An 18,569-nucleotide genomic window follows, 5' to 3' on the forward strand; every position below is an offset into this window, starting at 1 on the left:
GGCACATATATCTACCTCCAGCAACTCAGGCAGGCCCGCGATAGTCCCTCGCCCCAAATCAAGCAAGGGCCTCGCCATGCCAACTGCAGTCACTGCCGTGCCTAGTGCTCATTACGCCACCATCGAGCGCAGAATCCCCACCTGGCTCAAGCACGCTCCACCAGAAACCCACCGTGCGATGCGCAACTGGCATCAGCCCCCTGCCTGGCTGGCGATGGCCCTCCAGCAACAACCGGAAGTCGCCAAGGCATGGCAGGTAGAACACGCACGCCACCGCGAGCACCAGGTACAGGTGCACAAGCTTTTCGAACAGCTTCCCACCCTGGAAACTTACGCCACCAAGGCACTCACCGAAGCCATAAAGCAGCGATTCAGGCTTGACCTGGATGTGCGCAACACCTACCTCGTCGATGCCCGCCTGATCGAAACGACCAACACCGTCGACAGCCGCCAGGCCGTCGACCGGGCTACACGCTCGCTGCTGCAGTGCGCCTTGCACAACTTCGACCGTGACGCCACCGCCGAACATGGCATGGACGCGCCCGCCTCCCTGCTCAAGCGGTCGGTCATCGTCGATCACCGCCGCTTCATGGGCACCGTGCCGATCATCAATACACTGGATATCGCCGCCGAAGACTTCGCCGACTTGTGTCGCACGCTGGATATCGGCGGCAAGTACCATGAACAGGTACATGCCATCTATTACCCGGCGGCCACGCTTTCACTCGGCGCCGAGAAAGCTGCACTGGCCGTTTATGAAACCCTGGGGCGTGCCGAGGTCTCGGCATTCCGGCAATCCCTGCATTTCGCCCGCCTCAAGGGTGATATCAGCGAAGCACTCTATTGTGCCGCTCTTGCAACACCACTTGACCAGGTGCCATCGCCCTCTTCGCCGGTGACGTTCAGCTTGCTCGACCTGTGGGAAGCCGAGCTGACCGGCGTTGTGCTCATTACCCTGCAAACTGAAGGGCATCAGGCCGTGGCGCTGTACATTCCTGAAGACAGCACGACGCCCCTCAAGGAGTTCGCCAGCCAGCAAGCCGTGCACGACGAATTGCGCGACAGGCTACAGACCGATATCGGCTATCTGGACAGGCACCTCGCCGACCGCGACAAGGCGTCTATAACCACCCGCCTGAAAGACCGGCTCATGCCCCTCGCCTGGAGTGCCCGCGGCTTGCATGAACGTGTAATTGACCCGCATGCCACCCTGTACCCGGTCATGAGGCCTTTCAGCCACGCCTTCCAAGGCGTGATGGCTTTCCAGAAGGCCCAGCGTCATGAGAAGGATGTGCTGTTCCACGCCACTCCGACCGAAATCGTCGACCGGCGCACCACGCAAGCCCACCGGGAATTGGTTGCCGGCCGCGTGCTTACGGCCTTGAACATCGCCGGCTTCTTCGTGCCAGGGCTTGGCGAGGCAATGCTTGCCGTTTGCCTGGCCCAGCTGGCCCATGAGGTGTATGAAGGGATCGACGCCTGGAAAAACGACGAGCGTGACACTGCCTATGGCTATCTGGTCGATGTGATCGAAAACGTGGCCGCCATGGCCGCCCTCGCCGCAGCAGCCAGGGCATTGGGGGGCTCACGGGGCAGCGAAAGCGGCACGGCGCCGGAAGGGCCGGACACAGAAGAGAGAGCGGGCGCGGAGCCAGAGATAGCCCGTATTCCTGTAGAAACGCCTTCATTCATCGAAGAACTGGAAAGCGTGGAAACAGCCGATGGTCAGATACGGTTGTGGAAACCCGACCTGACGCCCTACCAGAGCTCCGAAATGCTGCCCCATGACCTGGTACCGGACGAACTGGGCCTACGGCATCACCAAGGGAAACGCTGGCTGGTACTGCAGGGCAATCAGTACATCGTCAGCCAAGCGCCAACGACAGGTGAATATCGTGTGCAACACCCTGCAAGTCCTCGCCGTTACCAGCCGCCAATGCGGCACAACGGTGCCGGAGCATGGTTGCACGTTACGGATAAGCCACTGAGCTGGTCGGGCATGACACTCCTGCGCCGCATCGGCCACTTGAGTGCGCACTTCGATGAGCCGACGCTGCAGCAGATTGTCACCATCAGTGGCGTACACGAAGACGAGCTGCGCCGAACCTTGGCCGAAAGCCGGCGGCTGCCCGCCTTGCTGGAAGACACCCTGCAACGCTTCAAGCTGGACGAAACAATCCGCCAGCTAGCAGACGAGAGCACTCGGCCAGCTGAGTTTTACAGGGCCTACGCCGGCCTTTCGCGCAACCTGGCACCGGGCGCCGAGGCGATCCAGAGAGCGTATCCGAAATTGCCGCCAGCAGTCGCCGATGAGCTGGCGCGCGAGGCCAGTGCCAACGAACTGAAGATGCTCGACAACGGCAAGGTACCAATACGCCTTGCCGAAGAAGTGCGCATCTACCAGCAACAAATTCGCCTTGCCCGCGCCCGCGAAGGGCTGTACCTGTCCAGCGTGCCGAACTGGGATAGCGACCTGTTGATCATGCATACGCTAGAACGCTTGCCAGGCTGGCCTGCGCAGACCAGGCTCCGGCTGCTCCAGCGCATGTTCTGGCCGACCCAGGATCATGCCATAGGCACGCCTGACACCTACCCAGTCAAGACCATCACCCATGCCCAAGCAGGGTACATCGTCCACGACCAGAGTCTGCCCAGTGCGGTGGTCAAGGTGCATCCAAGCCTTTTCGCTGCATTGTACGAGGCACTACCAGCGGCCATGGCAAGCATGGACGTCACCGATCAGCAAGCGCTGCAGCGCCTTGTACAGGAGAGCCCGTTGCCGCCCCGCCCGGCCTTGAGGATGCTACTGGGCATGCAGCCCGTACGCCCTGGCTACCGTTCTCCCATGCGCCTGGCCGATGGCCGCCTGGGCTACCCGCTCAGTGGCGGCGGCGCGGCCACCCATGGCATCACCCGCCAGCGCCTGCTGGAAGCTATCGAAGCCACAGGGCTCGCCGCACGTACCGGCCGCTCAGCGGATCAGATTCTGCTGGCACTTGCCAGCCGCGGCCGTACGCAACTGCAGATACTCGAACATTTGCAGACACTGCTGGAGCAGCGCCAGGAGCTGCAAAGCAGCCTTGACGATTGGAGCGAAGCCATTTCGCCGGCAACCGACCAGGCAGCACACGACTACGACAGCCTGCGTGACTCGATCATGCAACATTGGTACGACACTGCTCTGGACGAGAGCAGCGGGCCCACCACCGAACTGCGTATTGCCCGCGTCCCCCTTGCCGACGTGCCGCTCACCTTGCCCGCCTTTTTCAATTCACGCGTGCGCAGCCTGAGCCTGATCGACCTGCCGTCTGGGTCCTTGGCGGGTTGGGCGCAGAACGAGCGCCTGCTGCAACGCCTGCTCAGGCAGATGCCACAGATCGAGTCGCTGGAAATCAGCCGTTCGTTTGACCCCAGGGCAACGCCCTCGCCCTTCCTGTTCAGCGTGCCCACCATCACCGAGTGCCTGCCAGGGTTGCAACGACTGGTGCTCACCAACCAGAACATGACGCTCTCCGAAAGCGACCTGAACCTGCTGTCTGGGCTTCGCCAATTGAGACACCTCGACCTGAGTGGTAACCGGCTGGCGCAGAGCAACAGGCCAAGCTTCCATGAATTGACCCTGGATTACCTGGGCCTGGACCAGATGCAACTGGCCCAATGGCCGATCGGGATTGGCAGCGACGCCCTGGCGCGCATTGCCCATCTGTCATTGCGCCACAACAATCTCAGGTCGTTGCCCTCGTTCCTGCTTCATGAAGCAGACATGCTGACCACCCCACCGGTGATCTCGCTGGAAGGCAACAGCATCAATGAAACCCACCTGCAGCGCTTGTTGCTTAATGACCGCGTCGACACCTCGGGTATCACCACTGACCAGCCAGCAGCACTTTCCGAACAGCTCACACGCATTCGCGATGAGCGACGGCAGATGCGCGATGCGATCGATGGCTGGGCCCAGGCATCCAGCTCGAGCAACCCATTGACCCAGGCCGCGCTGGCGGACAGGCAACGCATCGCGTCGGCGATCGGTCAATTCTGGGAACAACAGGAGCAGGGCCAGTCATACCTGCGCCTGCAACTCGAGGATGTGGCCATCGAGCATTTCCCCAGGCGGCTTCCAGCGTTCTTTGGCGCCCGGGTGCGTGCACTAAGCCTGACGCGGTTGCGGGGCAGCGCCTCGCAGCTCGATGAACTACTCAGCCGGTTCCCCAACATCAGCCGGTTGACCATCGATGAACACCAGGCCGCCATGCCCTCGCTGGCATCTGCCCTGGTTCGCCTTCCCCGACTTACCTACCTGGAGTTTCGCAACATGGGGCTGGAGGTCGACCAGGCCATGATGGACATTTTCGCAGGGCTGCGAAACCTGACCTCGCTGGACCTGTCGGGCAACCGTGTAGGCAACATCGACCGGGTACCCGCATCATTGGCCAACAACCTGCAGTCACTCGCATTGACCAACATGAACCTGCAAGCCTGGCCCATCTGGTGTGACAGCTTGCTGCCACTGGAACTTCTGGACCTGAGCTCGAACAACATCACCCAGTTGCCCGAGCACATCCTGTCGAACCTGAACAATCCCATGCCGATCTCGTCGATCGCCTTGTTCGACAACCCGCTGCCTCTTGAAACCATCCTGCGGGTACGCACCTTCTCGGACAGTCAGCACAGCTATTCCTTTGCCCTGGATATCCCCGACGACCTGATGTTCGCCGATTCTTCAAGCGAAGGATCTCTCGACCATCCTCACTTCCCACTGCTGGGAGATGATACGCCCAGGCTGGAGGACTGGATGCTGGGTAGCGAAGCACAGAATGCCGCATTGCAGGACTGCTGGGAGCGGCTCGAAGGCAGTGATCTGTTGCGTCTGGCGGGCCGTTTGCACAATGCCGCCCCATACGTTGACCCGAATACGCGAGCCACCTTCTGCGAACGGGTGCGCATCATGCTGGTGGTGGCTGCAAGCAACGAAACCGAACGCCCGATCATGGAGAGCATCGCCGCTGCGGCATTGCCAGACCCGGTAACCGGCGCGCGGACCTGCCACGATGGAGCGCTGCAGGAGTTCAATAATATTGAACTGTATCTGATGAGCCAACGCCTGTTGATCGACGCCGGTGACTCCCTGCAAGCACTGCGTCGTCGCCTGTTGCAACTTTTCCGGATCGAACAGCTGGAGCTGCTGGCCAACCAACGGACTGGCACGGGTGACCGGGTCTCGGTACGCCTGGCCTACCGCCGGGAACTGGCCAGGGAACTGGACCTGCCGATTGCCGACAGCATGCGTTTTCGAGGTGCTGCGAACCTGGCGCGCGATGAGCTATCCAGCGTGCTGGAGAAGGTCCGGAAAAGTGAACTGAGCGATGCACTGGTCGAATACATGCTGGCGAATATGGATTGGACCACGCGCCTGCGAGCCGAATTTGCCGACCGCTTCGCCGAAATAGAAGCACGTTTTCGCCTGCGGGTGCTTGAGCTGGCAAACAAGGACCACTCGCTTCAGGACGAGTTGAACTTGCAGCAAGGCCTGCAAGATGACAAGGATCAGGAAGAGAGGGAGCTACTGCGCGAACTCACCATCAAGCAGATCAACAACAACTGACCCAAAGTAACTGGCGACGCGCATGACCTGCATCGCGTCGCCTTTCTTACTGGCGAACTTCACCGCCCGTAATGCGCCTTGCCCCAGTCCAGCACTGCCTGCAGAAGCTGCTTCAACACCTCCTGTGTCGGCCGTGCCAGGTCCTCGCGGTAACCGAACGGCTCGGCTTCCTCCATATAGGTGCTTTGCGCCAGTTCCAGCTGCACCGCATGAATGTGGTTGGCCGGATCGCCGTAATGCCGGGTGATGTGCCCGCCCTTGAAGCGGCCATTGAGCACATGGCTGTAGCCCTGGGCCTGGGCGCACACCTCTTTCAGCCGCTCGGCCAGAGCCGGGTCGCAGCTGGCGCCGTTGAAGGTACCCAGGTTGAAGTCCGGCAGCTTGCCGTCGAACAGGTGCGGGATCAGCGAACGGATCGAATGGGCGTCCCACAGCAGGGCGTAGCCGTATTGCTCGCGCAGCCGCGCCAGCTCGCGACGAATCGTGTCGTGGTAGGGGCGCCAGATCTGCTCCAGATACTGCTTGCGCTCCTCGCCTGTCGGCACCAGCCCGTCCTTGAACAATGGCTCGCCATCGAACAGCGTGGCTGGGTACAGGCCAGTGGTGGCACCGGCGTACAGCGGCTTGTCGTCATCCGGGCGGTTCAGGTCGATGACGAAGCGCGAATACTCCGCGGCCACGACACTGGCGCCCATCTCACGGGCAAAGTCATACAGCCGTGGAATATGCCAGTCGGTGTCCGGCAGGCTGCGCGCCTGGTCCACCAGACCGTCTCGTACAGCCGGCGAAACTTTCAGGCCGGCATGGGGCATGCTGATCAGCAGCGGCAGGCGCCCCTGGTGAAAACTCAGTACCTTGTCCATCGTGCCTCACTCAGTTGGAAATCTCGTGGCCCTTGCGCACCACGCGCTTGGGCAGGTCGCCGCCCAGCCAATAGGCCAGGTCGGCGGGGCGTTCGATCTGCCAGGCGACGAAGTCGGCGACCTTGCCCACTTCCAGCGAGCCGTGGCTGTCACCCAGGCCCAGCGCCGTGGCGGCGTGCACGGTGACACCGGCCAGGGCTTCCTCTGGGGTCATGCGGAAGCAGGTGCAGCCCATGTTCAGCATCAACCGCAGCGACAACCCTGGCGAGGTACCGGGGTTAAGGTCGCTGGCCAGGGCAATCTTCACGCCGTGGTGGCGCAAGGCGTCCATCGGTGGCAGCTGGGTTTCGCGCAGGAAGTAGAACGCGCCCGGCAGCAGCACGGCGACCGTGCCGGCTTTTGCCATGGCCATGGCGTCTTCCTCGGTCATGAATTCCAGATGGTCGGCCGACAGCGCGTGGTAGCGCGCCGCCAGGCTGGAACCGTGCAGCGACGACAACTGTTCGGCGTGCAGCTTGACCGGCAAGCCCAGCTCGCGCGCCTTGATGAACAGCCGCTCGACCTGGGTCGGGGAGAACGCCAGGTGTTCACAGAAGGCATCCACTGCGTCCACCAGGCCTTCGGCGGCCAGGGCCGGCAGCATTTCGTCGCAGATGTGCGCGATGTAGTCGTCAGCCCGGCCCACATATTCCGGCGGCAAGGCATGGGCTGCCAGGCAGGTGGCGCGCACCGCCAGCGGCAACTCGTCGGCCAGGCGCCGGGCCACGCGCAGCATCTTGCGCTCGTTGGCAAGGTCCAGGCCATAGCCGGACTTGATCTCCATGGTGGTCACGCCATCGCGCATCAGCGCCTGGACCCGCTGGCGGGCACTGGCGAACAGCTCGTCCTCGCTGGCAGCGCGGGTGGCCCGCACGGTGCTGGCGATGCCGCCGCCCTGTGCGGCGATTTCGGCATAGCTAACGCCCTGCAGGCGCTGCTCGAACTCGCCGCTGCGGTTGCCACCGAACACCGCGTGGGTGTGGCAGTCGATCAGCCCCGGGGTGACCCAGGCGCCGCCAAGGTCAACCGTACGCTCGGCCTCGACCGCCGCCAGCTCGACACGTGGGCCGATCCACTCGATCAGCCCGGCGTTGGTGACGATGGCCGCGTCCTCGATGGCCGAATAACGACCCCCGACCATGGTTGCTACATGGCAGTGCTGCCAGACGGTTCTCATACATTGACTCCTGTACTTAGCGGTGCAGCTCGGCCGGTTCCGCTACCGGTTCGCCTTGCCCTGCGCGCGGCTTGCACCACAGCAGGTAGGACGCCACCAGGAACACCACCCAGACCACGCCGACGAGCAATGCCGCCTGGGTATCCGGGAAGTAACCGAGCACGCCAAAGATGAACACCATGAACGCAATGGCCATGGCCGGGCCGTAAGGCCAGAACGGTACCGGGAACTGCAGCTGGGCCACTTGTTCACTGCTCATGCTGCGGCGCATGGCCACTTGAGTGAGCAGGATCATCAGCCACACCCACACGGTGGCGAAGGTGGCGATCGAAGCGATCAGCAGGAACACATTTTCCGGGATCAGGTAGTTGAGCAGCACGCCGATCAGCAATGCAGCCCCCATCACCACCACGGTCATCCACGGCACGCCGTGCTTCGACAGCTTGCTGAAACCGCGCGGTGCATGGCCTTGCTGGGCCAGGCCGTACATCATGCGGCCGGCGCCGAAGATGTCGCTGTTGATGGCCGAGATCGCTGCGGAAATCACCACGATGTTCAGCACGGCGGCGGCAGAGCCGATGCCCAGGTTACTGAAGATCTGCACGAACGGGCTGCCCTGGCTGCCGATCTGCGGCCATGGGAACAGGCACATCAGCACGAACAGGGTGAGCACGTAGAACAGCAGGATGCGCAGGGGCACGGCGTTGATCGCCTTGGGGATGACCCGTTGCGGGTCCTTGGCCTCACCAGCGGTGACGCCGATGATCTCGATGCCACCGAACGCGAACATCACCACTGCAAAGGAGGCAATCAGGCCACCCACGCCATTGGGCATGAAGCCGCCGTGCTCGAACAGGTTGCTGACACCCACGGCCTGCCCGGTGCCTACCTGACTGAAGCCGAAGGCCATGATGCCGAGGCCGGCCAGGATCATCGCCACGATGGCGCCGACCTTGAGCAGCGACAGCCAGAATTCCATTTCGCCAAAGACCTTGACGTTGCACAGGTTGAGGCCGCCGATCAGGAAGACGATGCCCAGCACCCAGATCCAGCGGGCCACTTCCGGGAACCAGAAGCCCATGTAGATACCGAAGGCGGTGACATCGGCGATGGCGACGATGACCATCTCGAAGGCGTAGGTCCAGCCGAGGATGAAGCCGGCCATGGGGCCGAGGTAGGTGCTTGCATAGTGGCCGAACGAGCCGGCGACCGGGTTGTGCACGGCCATTTCGCCGAGGGCGCGCATGACCATGAATACGGCGGCGCCGCCGATCAGGTAGGCCAGCAACACGGCCGGGCCGGCCATCTGGATGGCCGAGGCGGAACCGTAGAACAGCCCGGTGCCGATGGCGGAGCCGAGGGCCATGAAACGGATGTGGCGGGCACTTAGCCCGCGTTTTAGACCTTGAGCTTGTTGCATGTCACGTCCTTGAATTGTTTTTGTGGTCGTGAGATCGAGGGGACTGCCTTGCAGCCCAATCGCCGGCAAGCCAGCCCCCACAGAGATGGTGTGTCGCATCTCCATCTGTGGGAGCCGGCTTGCCGGCGATGGGCCGCACAGCGGCCCCTGGGGGCATTACAGGCTTGGCAGCACACCAGCCGGCAGCAGGCCGGTCAGGCGACCCTTGGCCAACAGTTCCACGGCCTTTTCGATGTCGGGCGCGAAGAAACGGTCACGGTCGTAGTGCGGCACTTCGCTGCGCAGCGCCTGGCGCGCCTGCTCCAGCTTGGCCGAGGTCTTCAGGCCCTTGCGCAGGTCCAGACCCTGGCAGGCGCCCAGCCATTCGATGGCCAGCACGCCACGGGTGTTTTCGGCCATTTCCCACAGACGCTTGCCGGCAGCCGGGGCCATCGACACGTGGTCTTCCTGGTTGGCCGAGGTCGGCAGGCTGTCGACACTATGCGGGTGCGACAGGGCCTTGTTCTCGCTGGCCAGGGCAGCAGCGGTGACCTGGGCGATCATGAAGCCGGAGTTGACCCCGCCGTTTTCCACCAGGAACGGCGGCAGCTGGGACATGTGCTTGTCCATCATCAGCGAGATACGGCGCTCGCTGAGCGAACCGATTTCGGCAATCGCCAGCGCGATGTTGTCGGCGGCCATGGCCACCGGCTCGGCGTGGAAGTTACCGCCGGAAATCACATCACCTTCGGCAGCGAACACCAGTGGGTTGTCCGACACCGCGTTGGCTTCGATGCCCAGTACCTCGGCGGCCTGGCGCAACTGGGTCAGGCAGGCGCCCATGACCTGCGGCTGGCAGCGCAGCGAGTACGGGTCCTGGACCTTGTCGCAGTTCTTGTGCGACAGCGACACTTCGCTGGAGTCACCCAGCAGGTCACGGAAGCAGGCAGCAGTGTCGATCTGGCCACGCTGGCCGCGCACTTCGTGGATACGCGCATCAAACGGCGAGCGCGAGCCCAGTGCGGCTTCGACGCTCAGGCCGCCGCAGGCGATGGCGGCGGCGTACAGGTCTTCGCCCTGGAACAGGCCACGCAGCGCATAGGCGGTGGACGCCTGGGTGCCGTTGAGCAGGGCCAGGCCCTCCTTGGCGGCCAAGGTCAGCGGCTCGAGGCCGGCCACGGCCAGGGCTTCGGTGGCTGACAGCCACTGGCCTTTGTAGCGGGCCTTGCCTTCACCCAGCAGCACCAGCGACATGTGCGCCAGCGGGGCGAGGTCACCGGAAGCGCCCACCGAACCCTTCAGCGGGATGTGCGGGTAGACTTCGGCGTTGACCAGGGCGATCAGCGCGTCGATGACTTTGCGACGGATACCGGAGAAGCCACGGCTGAGGCTGTTGATCTTCAGCACCATGATCAGCCGCACCAGGTCGTCATCCAGCGGCGCGCCGACACCGGCGGCGTGGGACAGCACCAGCGAGCGCTGCAGGTTTTCCAGGTCATGGCTGGCGATGCGGGTCGAGGCCAGCAGGCCGAAACCGGTGTTGATGCCGTACGCGGTACGGTCTTCGGCAATGATCTGCTCGACGCAGGCAACGCTGGCGTCAATGGCCGGCGCGGCGCTGGCGTCCAGCTGCAGGCGCACGGGCGCGGCGTGAATGGCGCGCAGCTGGGCCAGGGTCAGGGTGCCGGGCTTGAGGGTCAATTCGGTCACTTCACTACTCCAATCGCGTGGAGCCGCAGGCCCATGTTTTGGTGCCTGCGTGCCCCTTCTTGTTGTTCAGTATCACCCTTGTGGGGTGCGATCCAAAGCGTGGCGATCAGCCAGTGATCATCGGCAGGTCCAGGCCCTGTTCCTTGGCGCAGTCGATGGCGATGTCGTAACCGGCATCGGCATGACGCATTACACCGGTCCCTGGGTCGTTGGTCAGCACGCGCGCGATACGCGCGGCGGCTTCATCGGTACCGTCGCAAACGATGACCATGCCCGAGTGCTGGGAGAAGCCCATGCCCACGCCACCACCGTGGTGCAGCGAAACCCAGGTAGCACCGCCGGCGGTGTTCAGCAGGGCGTTGAGCAGCGGCCAGTCGGAGACAGCGTCGGAACCGTCGCGCATGGCTTCGGTTTCACGGTTGGGGCTGGACACCGAACCGGAGTCCAGGTGGTCACGACCGATCACGATCGGTGCCGACAGCTCGCCGCTGCGTACCATTTCGTTGAACGCCAGGCCCAGCTTGGCGCGCAGGCCCAGACCAACCCAGCAGATACGTGCCGGCAGGCCCTGGAAGCTGATGCGCTCGCGGGCCATGTCCAGCCAGCGGTGCAGGTGGGCATCGTCGGGGATCAGTTCCTTGACCTTGGCGTCGGTCTTGTAGATGTCTTCGGCATCCCCTGACAGCGCCGCCCAGCGGAACGGGCCGATGCCACGGCAGAACAGCGGGCGGATGTAGGCCGGCACGAAGCCCGGGAAGTCGAAGGCATTGGCCACGCCTTCTTCCTTGGCCATCTGGCGAATGTTGTTGCCGTAGTCGAAGGTCGGGATACCCTGCTTCTGGAAGTCGAGCATGGCTTGAACATGTACGGCCATCGACTGCTTGGCGGCCTTGACCACGGCAGCCGGTTCGGTCTGCGCACGGTCGCGGTATTGTTCCCAGGTCCATCCGGCCGGCAGGTAGCCGTTCAGTGGGTCGTGGGCGCTGGTCTGGTCGGTGACCATGTCCGGGCGCACGCCACGCTTGACCAGCTCCGGCAGGATTTCGGCAGCGTTGCCGTGCAGGGCGATGGAGATGGCCTTGCCTTCGGCGGTGTACTTGGCGATGCGTGCCAAGGCGTCGTCGAGGTCAGTGGCCTGCTCGTCGACGTAACGGGTTTCCAGGCGGAAGTCGATGCGGCTCTGCTGGCATTCGATGTTCAGCGAGCAGGCGCCGGCCAGGGTGGCGGCCAGTGGCTGCGCGCCACCCATGCCGCCCAGGCCGGCGGTCAGTACCCACTTGCCTTTCAGGCTGCCACCGTAATGCTGGCGACCGGCTTCGACGAATGTTTCGTAGGTGCCCTGGACGATGCCCTGGCTGCCGATGTAGATCCAGCTGCCGGCAGTCATCTGGCCGTACATGGCCAGGCCCTTGGCGTCCAGTTCGTTGAAGTGTTCCCAGTTGGCCCAGTGCGGCACCAGGTTGGAGTTGGCGATCAGTACGCGCGGGGCGTTGCTGTGGGTCTTGAACACGCCGACCGGCTTGCCCGACTGCACCAGCAGGGTTTCGTCGTCTTCCAGGCGGGTCAGGGTCTCGACGATCTTGTCGTAGCAGGCCCAGTTGCGCGCGGCGCGGCCGATACCGCCATACACCACCAGTTCTTTCGGGTTTTCCGCGACCTGTGGATCGAGGTTGTTCATCAGCATGCGCAGTGGTGCTTCGGTCAGCCAGCTTTTGGCGGTCAGCTTGTTGCCACGTGGGGCACGGATTTCAACGTCACGGTATTTGTTGTTGTCGGTCACGGGAAAGGTCCTCTGCGGTCGTCCGCGGGCAGGTATGTCGTGGTAGATATACAAACACACCTTTACTTGTATGTACAAGCATGGACAACCAAAATAGTTGGACCTTTCCGCTGAGCGGTGCGGAAAACCAAGGGGCCGCTGCGCGACCCATTCGCAGCACAAGGCTGCTCCTGCAAGGGTTTGCGTTCCCCTGCAGGAGCAGCCTTGTGCTACGAATGGGCTGCGCAGCAGCCCCCGGCTATCTCAACGTGAAACGAGTTCGATCAGGCAGAACCGCCCCTGCACATCCAACCCCAACAACTGGTCATTGCCTTCCAAGCGCAGGCAGTCATACAACCCCAAGCGCTGCGTCTCACCCCCGGCGATGCCAACCTCGACCTGGCTGCTGGCAGCGAACAGCAACAGCGTCGACGCCGAGCTGTACAAGCGGCTGGTGCCATCGAACCACTGCAACCGCGCCCGGTAGCGCTGCGGTGCATAGATCAGGTTGAAATCGCGGATCGCCCCGCCCAGCAGCTTGCAGCTAACCTGGCTCTCTCCACTGAAGGCGAAGGCATCGAACGGCAGCAATGGCCTGCTGGCCTGGCCGTCGACCAGCAGGCGCATGCCGTCACCCTGCAGCACGGTGATGATCCGCTGGTAGCCGGCGAAGGTCGAAAACCCGCCCGACTCCTCGATATCGGCAATCGACAGGCGCCAGCCAAAGCCTTCCAGGCCTTCGCCACTGTCGCGGGTGATCTCTTCGGTGAAACCGCCACCGTTCTTCCACGGCATGCGCGGGTAGCCCTGCGCACGCAACAACTGCAGCTGGCTCATTTACTGAAACGTCCTTCCAGGCGATGACGGGAACCGGGGTGGATCAGCCGCGCGGCGGTCACCGGCTGGCGGCCGGACCAGGTGCGACGGCGGATCAGCAGGCAGGGCTCGCCCCGCTCGATCTGCAACAGGCGGCATTCTTCCGGCTCGGCCAGGATTGCCTCGACCACGTGCTCACCCTCGGTCAGCGGCGCCACCTGCGACAGGTAGGCGTAAGGCGTCTGCCGGGTGAAGTCCTGCTTGAGGTAGTCGGGGGCAATCGCCGCATTGACGTAGCGGTCCTCGATCTGCACCGGCACGCCGTTCTCGAAATGCACGATCAGCGAGTGGAACACCCGCTGGCCTTCGCGCATGTCCAGGGCCAGGGCCCGCTCGGAACCGGCCGCTTCCTCGGTGAGGGTGATTACCTGGCAGCTATGCTGGTGGCCACGCGCGGCAATTTCGTCGGCGATGTTGTTGACCTCGAACAGCGCCGAACGCCCCTTGGGCTCGGCAACGAAGGTACCGACCCCTTGCATGCGCACCAGCAGGCCTTCGGCGGTAAGTTCGCGCAGGGCGCGGTTGATGGTCATGCGGCTGAAGCCCAGCTGGCTGACCAATTCGCTCTCCGAGGGTACCCGGTGATGCGGTGGCCAGCTGCCGTTGTCGATCTGCTGGATGATCATCTGTTTGACCCGGGCGTACAGCGGAGCCGGGCCCTCGCCCATCTGGGCAACCAGCGCGGAGACAGGAGGTGTCGGCACGGCGTTGGATCCTTGTGCAAATGGAATGAGCGGTAGCTTGCCGCAGTTTACCCGGCAGGCAAACGCCTGTATATGTATATACAAGTTAACAATAACAGGATTTTCACCAATGTCCGCCTACTTCGCCGAACGCGCCCTGCTGCCTACGGGTTGGGCCAGCCATGTCCGCATCGAGGTTACCAGTGATGGCCAGCTGGCCCGCATCGAACCAGGTGCCTCGGGCGAGGGCGCCGAGCGGCTGGCCGGCCCGCTGCTGCCCGGCATGCCCAACCTGCACTCGCATGCCTTCCAGCGCGCAATGGCAGGGCTGGCGGAAGTCGCCGGCAACCCCAACGACAGTTTCTGGACCTGGCGCGACCTGATGTATCGCCTGGTCGGCCAGATCAGCCCGGAGCAGCTACAGGTCATCGCCCGCCAGCTGTACATCGAGATGCTCAAGGCCGGCTACACCTCGGTCGCCGAGTTCCACTACGTGCACCATGACCAGGCCGGCAAGGCCTACGCCGACCCGACCGAACTGTCCCGCCGCATCAGCGCAGCTGCTGCCGACAGCGGCATTGGCCTGACCTTGCTACCGGTACTGTACAGCCACGCAGGCTTCGGTGGCCAAGCCCCGAACGACGGGCAACGGCGCTTTATCAACTCCACCGAACAATACCTGCAACTGCAAGCGCAGCTGGCCCCACTGCTGGCCGCACAACCTGCGCAGCAACTGGGTTTGTGCTTCCATTCGCTGCGCGCCGTGACGCCCGGGCAGATCGCAGAAGTGCTGGCAGCCAGCGACAAGCAGTGCCCGGTGCATATCCATATCGCCGAGCAGCAGAAGGAAGTCGACGACTGCCTGGCCTGGAGCGGCCTGCGCCCGCTGCAGTGGCTGTACGAGCACGTGGACGTGGACCCACGCTGGTGCCTGGTGCATGCAACCCATGCCGAGCCGGATGAAGTCACCGCCATGGCCCGCAGCGGCGCGGTTGCGGGGCTGTGCCTGACCACCGAGGCCAACCTTGGCGACGGGATTTTCCCGGCAGTGGACTACCTGGCGCAGGGTGGGCGCATGGGCATTGGTTCAGACAGCCATGTGTCGCTGAGCGTGGTGGAGGAGCTGCGCTGGCTGGAATATGGCCAGCGGCTGCGCGACCAGCGGCGTAACCGCCTGTATCGCGGCGACCAGCCGATGGTCGGGCGCACGCTGTATGACGCTGCACTGGCGGGCGGCGCGCAGGCGCTGGGGCAGTCGGTCGGGGAACTGACCGTGGGCAAACGTGCCGACTGGCTGGTGCTCGATGGACAGGACCCTTACATCGCCATTGCCGATGGGGATGCGATTCTCAACCGCTGGCTGTTTGCCGGGGGCGATCGCCAGGTGCGGGATGTGATGGTGAATGGGCAGTGGGTGGTGCGCCAGGGGCGCCATGCACAGGAAGAGCAAAGCCGATTGGCGTTTGCCAAAGTACTGCGGCAGCTTTTGGGCTGAGTGTATTGGGGCTGCTTTGCAGCCCCCAGAAACTCAGTGCCTCTTGACGATCTGCTGGTCCGACGCACGCCAGATCAGCCGACTGGTGTCGTACCCCTGCTGCCGGGCCTTGGACATCAAGTTCTCGCGCTCCCAGGCCGGTAGCGTCGGCGTGCGCGACAGGATCCACAAGTGCTTGCGGTCCGGGCTGCCGACCACCGCTGTGCGGTAGCGCTCATCCACATAAAGAATCCAGTACTCGCCCCTCGCCACCCCTGGCACCAGCTTGGTGAACCAATTGTCGAACTCGACCCACAACTTGTCGGTGTGCCCCGGCTCCTGGATGTTCGCATGTCCTTCGGCGCGCAGCCATTCGTCACCCATGGTGCGGCAGCGGTTGAGGACGCCGAGGCTACCATCGAGCCTGAGATTGTAGTGCGCTTCGGACTGCTCGCAGCCGGTCTGGTAGCGCATCGGTAGGCGTGCCAGCTCGTACCACTTGCCCTGATAGCGCTTGAGGTCGATGTTGCCCGCAGTTTTCGGTGCCAGCGGGTCGTGCACAGAGCCGGCACAGCCACCCAGCAGCAACGCCAGGCATACCCCCATCAGCAGATACAGGTGCCTCATTTGAGACCCTGCCCTGAATACATGAGCACCTTGTCAGCCGCGTACTGCACACTGATGAAGCTCTTCTCGTCCCCCCAGGTGCAACTGCTCATCCCCAGCGCGCCAGAGCACTCGGTCGGCGTGCCAAGCAGCTGCTCGACCTCGACCTTGTTCATACCGGCCTTGATCTTGGAATAATTTTCCTGATTGATCTTGCTGCAGGCAGTCAGGACGACGCACAGCGACAACAGGGCGAGGGAACGCAACGACATGAAGGACACTCCTGGAGAGGGGATACAGGCGAGTGGCCTGCAGTGACCTTCGACGGTAAAAACCCTCCCAGGTTCCCTGGTCACCCTCCTCTCCCCCTACGCCATTGGTCGGATGGCCACTACTGTGCGATTAATCACAAAGAATTATCCTGCTCAAACAAAAAAGGCCGCCCCTACACACTGTAGGAGCAGCCTTGTGCTGCGGAAGGGCCGGTAAGGCCAACAGGGATGCAAGGGCAGCAGGGGCCTCTTCGCAGCACAAGGCTGCGCCTACAAAGATCCCGCCAGCCCTGGAATCAGAACCTGGACCCAGGCTCCAGCAAAAAGTCCATCTCTTCGCTGGTACTCGGCCGCTCCAGCACCAGGTTGCGGTGCGGGAAGCGCCCGAAACGGGCTATTACCCGCTGGTGCTGCTCGGCGTAGTCGAGGAAGCCTTCGAACAACCTGCGGTTGGCTTCGGGCTGCTCGTCCAGCAGCACCTGGTAGCGCTCGACGCACAGGTTCTGCCAGTCCAGCACCTCGGCATGCTCCAGCACCAGCAGCACGAACACTCGCTGGATCGGCAGCAACTGGTAATCCCAGTTTTTCTGCAAACCCTGCATCGCCACCACCTGGGCACGCCGGTCGCCCTCGAAGGCGCGCGGCGTGTCGCGGTAGATCATGCGTGGCAGCTGGTCCAGCAGGATCAGCAGGCCCAACCAGCCCTGCGGGCTTTGCTGCCACTCGTCGAGCCCACCCGCCAGGGCGTGCTCGACCAGCTCGCCAAACAGCGCATGGGCCTCGGCATCATGATGCTTGCCGAACCACAGCGTGCTCTTCTCGTCAGCCACGGCCTGGGGACTGGTGCCCCAACCGAACCACCACTCCAGCAACGGCTGCCAAGGTGCGAGCATGACTTACTCCTTGTGGTAGGCGGTGACGCGCTCGACCTCTTCCTTCGAGCCGAGGATTACCGACACACGCTGGTGCAGGCTTTCTGGCTGAATGTCGAGGATGCGATCGTAACCGTTGGTGGAGGCGCCACCGGCCTGTTCGATGATGAAGGACATCGGGTTGGCTTCGTACATCAGGCGCAACTTGCCCGGTTTGCTCGGCTCGCGGGCGTCACGTGGGTACATGAACAGGCCGCCACGGGTCAGGATGCGATGTACGTCGGCCACCATCGAGGCGATCCAGCGCATGTTGTAGTTCTTCTTCAACGGGCCGGTCTCGCCTGCCAGCAGTTCGCCCACGTAGCGCTGAACCGGGGCTTCCCAGTGGCGCTGGTTGGACATGTTGATGGCGAACTCTGCGGTGCTTTCCGGCACACGGATGTTTTCGTGAGTAAGGACGAAGCTGCCCAGTTCGCGGTCGAGGGTGAAGCCCTTGACGCCGTTGCCCAGGGTCAGGATCAGCATGGTCTGCGGGCCGTAGATGGCGTAACCGGCGGCGACCTGCTGGGTGCCTGGCTGCAGGAAGGCATTTTCGTTCAGGGTTTCGTTCTGGCTCAGGTATTCGTTAGGGCAACGCAGTACCGAGAAGATGGTGCCGACCGAAACGTTCACGTCGATGTTGGACGAGCCGTCCAACGGGTCGAAGACCAGCAGGTAGGCGCCTTTCGGGTACCGGCCCGGGATCTGGTAGGCGTTGTCCATTTCTTCGGAGGCCATGCCGGCCAGGTGGCCGCCCCACTCGTTGGCTTCCAGCAGGATATCGTTGGAAATCACGTCCAGTTTCTTCTGGACTTCGCCCTGCACGTTTTCAGTGCCCATGCTGCCCAGCACGCCACCAAGGGCACCTTTGGACACGTGATGGCTGATTTCCTTGCACGCACGCGCCACCACTTCGATCAGGAAGCGCAGATCGGCAGGGGTATTGTTGCTGCGGGTCTGCTCAATCAGATAGCGACTCAGGGTAACGCGGGACATGTATGGCTCCGAAAGGATTGGGGGATGAAAACCCCCGCAGTTTACAGGGAGAGTTGCGGGCTAGCGAGCAAAGAGACTCGACTTCAGCCCCTGAAGTTCAGCAAGCACCAAGCCGATGGTCGGTTGGGGCTGCTGTGCAGCCCATCGCCGGCAAGCCAGCTCCCACAGGGACTGCACATGGCTCGAGGTCGACGCGGTCGAG

The 18,569-nt window shown here is 63.1% G+C and carries 13 protein-coding genes; 2 read left to right on the forward strand and 11 right to left on the reverse strand.

The window, feature by feature from the left end:
- Positions 1 to 76 precede the first annotated feature (76 nt).
- Entirely contained in the window at positions 77 to 5,602 is a 5,526-nt protein-coding gene (locus CAF92_RS06530) for a dermonecrotic toxin domain-containing protein (RefSeq protein WP_256573688.1), read from the forward strand.
- A gap of 59 nt (positions 5,603 to 5,661) precedes the next feature.
- On the opposite strand, the gene hutG is transcribed toward CAF92_RS06530, so the two are convergent.
- From hutG to hutC, 7 genes are all read right to left on the reverse strand, one after another.
- The gene (hutG, locus tag CAF92_RS06535) at positions 5,662 to 6,465 is read right to left on the reverse strand and encodes an N-formylglutamate deformylase (RefSeq protein WP_085599835.1); all 804 of its coding nucleotides are present in this window, start codon (positions 6,463 to 6,465) and stop codon (positions 5,662 to 5,664) included.
- 10 nt (positions 6,466 to 6,475) lie between these two features.
- Positions 6,476 to 7,681: an imidazolonepropionase gene (gene hutI, locus CAF92_RS06540; protein ID WP_085599837.1), complete on the reverse strand. Its 1,206-nt coding sequence runs from the start codon at positions 7,679 to 7,681 to the stop codon at positions 6,476 to 6,478.
- A gap of 16 nt (positions 7,682 to 7,697) precedes the next feature.
- A complete protein-coding gene (locus tag CAF92_RS06545; protein ID WP_085599840.1) occupies positions 7,698 to 9,101 on the reverse strand; it encodes an amino acid permease in 1,404 nt (467 codons plus the stop codon).
- 156 nt (positions 9,102 to 9,257) lie between these two features.
- On the reverse strand, positions 9,258 to 10,790 hold the full coding sequence (hutH, locus tag CAF92_RS06550; RefSeq protein WP_046613472.1) for a histidine ammonia-lyase: 1,533 nt from the start codon (positions 10,788 to 10,790) through the stop codon (positions 9,258 to 9,260).
- A gap of 106 nt (positions 10,791 to 10,896) precedes the next feature.
- Entirely contained in the window at positions 10,897 to 12,570 is a 1,674-nt protein-coding gene (gene hutU, locus CAF92_RS06555; RefSeq protein ID WP_085599842.1) for a urocanate hydratase, read from the reverse strand.
- A gap of 243 nt (positions 12,571 to 12,813) precedes the next feature.
- The gene (locus tag CAF92_RS06560; protein WP_046613474.1) at positions 12,814 to 13,386 is read right to left on the reverse strand and encodes a HutD family protein; all 573 of its coding nucleotides are present in this window, start codon (positions 13,384 to 13,386) and stop codon (positions 12,814 to 12,816) included.
- Entirely contained in the window at positions 13,383 to 14,093 is a 711-nt protein-coding gene (gene hutC, locus CAF92_RS06565) for a histidine utilization repressor (protein ID WP_153671434.1), read from the reverse strand. The genes CAF92_RS06560 and hutC overlap by 4 nt, the downstream gene beginning before the upstream one ends.
- Positions 14,094 to 14,238: 145 nt before the next feature.
- Between hutC and CAF92_RS06570 the strand changes: the two genes are divergently transcribed.
- Entirely contained in the window at positions 14,239 to 15,603 is a 1,365-nt protein-coding gene (locus CAF92_RS06570; protein WP_085599844.1) for a formimidoylglutamate deiminase, read from the forward strand.
- A gap of 33 nt (positions 15,604 to 15,636) precedes the next feature.
- Here the strand turns inward: CAF92_RS06570 and CAF92_RS06575 are convergent, their stop codons facing one another.
- From CAF92_RS06575 to CAF92_RS06590, 4 genes are all read right to left on the reverse strand, one after another.
- Positions 15,637 to 16,209: a lipocalin family protein gene (locus CAF92_RS06575; RefSeq protein WP_046613480.1), complete on the reverse strand. Its 573-nt coding sequence runs from the start codon at positions 16,207 to 16,209 to the stop codon at positions 15,637 to 15,639.
- Complete coding sequence (gene bamE / locus CAF92_RS06580) at positions 16,206 to 16,460, reverse strand: outer membrane protein assembly factor BamE (protein ID WP_085599846.1); 255 nt, start codon at positions 16,458 to 16,460, stop codon at positions 16,206 to 16,208. The genes CAF92_RS06575 and bamE overlap by 4 nt, the downstream gene beginning before the upstream one ends.
- 296 nt (positions 16,461 to 16,756) lie before the next feature.
- A complete protein-coding gene (locus CAF92_RS06585) occupies positions 16,757 to 17,353 on the reverse strand; it encodes a DUF924 family protein (RefSeq protein ID WP_046613482.1) in 597 nt (198 codons plus the stop codon).
- Between the two features lie 3 nt (positions 17,354 to 17,356).
- Positions 17,357 to 18,367: a class 1 fructose-bisphosphatase gene (locus CAF92_RS06590; protein WP_085599848.1), complete on the reverse strand. Its 1,011-nt coding sequence runs from the start codon at positions 18,365 to 18,367 to the stop codon at positions 17,357 to 17,359.
- Between the last annotated feature and the right edge of the window lie 202 nt (positions 18,368 to 18,569).

This window comes from Pseudomonas sp. B10(2017) (assembly GCF_002113295.1).
Classification (GTDB): Bacteria; Pseudomonadota; Gammaproteobacteria; order Pseudomonadales; family Pseudomonadaceae; genus Aquipseudomonas; species Aquipseudomonas pudica.